General features: G+C 61.5%; 1 protein-coding gene. It reads right to left on the reverse strand.

What is annotated here, in order from left to right; genetic code table 11:
* The coding region (locus NCS67_RS26875; protein ID WP_250437362.1) for an electron transfer flavoprotein subunit alpha/FixB family protein at nucleotides 1–770 on the reverse strand (770 nt) is incomplete at its 3' end.
* Nucleotides 771–829 lie beyond the last annotated feature (59 nt).

Here is an 829-nt window from a genome sequence, read left to right on the forward strand (position 1 = left end):
GCAACGTACAGTTGCGGCGCGACGATCTTGCCGGTTTGACCGACCTGAAAGTCGTTCGGGACATAGCCGGCATCGACTGCCGCGCGCGATGCGCCCAGCGCCGCGCCGAGTTTGTCGGCGAGCGGTTCTAGCGTCTTCGTGTAGTTCTCGCCGCTGCCCAGACCACGGCCACCCGACACGATGATGTGCGCGCTCGTCAGTTCCGGACGATCGAGCTTCGTCACTTCACGGCTCACGAACTGCGAGATGCCTGCATCGGCTGCGGCTTCGATCTTCTCGACCGATGCGCTGCCGCCCTCCGCCGCGACCGGATCGAAGCCCGTCGCGCGAACGGTGATGACCTTGATCGCATCGCTCGATTGAACCGTGGCGATGGCGTTGCCTGCGTAGATCGGGCGTTCGAAAGTATCGGCGCTATCGACGGCGGTGATGTCGCTGATTTGCGCGACATCCAAGTGTGCAGCGATACGCGGCGCGATGTTCTTACCGTAAGCGGTCGCCGGAGCCAGAATGTGCGAATAATCCTTCGCGACGTTCAACACCGTAGCTTCGACGTTCTCCGCCAAGCCTTCAGCGAGTTGCGGCGCATCGGCGAGGAGCACTTTCGAAACGCCCGCGATCTTCGCCGCCGCATCCGCCGCACCCTGCGCGTTCGAGCCCGCGATCAGCACATGCACATCGCCGCCAATCTTCGATGCCGCTGCAACCGTGTTCAGGGTCGCTGCCTTGATCGACGCATTGTCGTGTTCTGCAATTACGAGAATCGTCATGTTCAGATCACCTTCGCTTCGGTTTTCAGTTTTTCGACCAGCGTCTTCACGTCGGGCAC

The organism is Caballeronia sp. ATUFL_F2_KS9A (assembly GCF_023630765.1).
Classification (GTDB): domain Bacteria; phylum Pseudomonadota; class Gammaproteobacteria; order Burkholderiales; family Burkholderiaceae; genus Caballeronia; species Caballeronia zhejiangensis.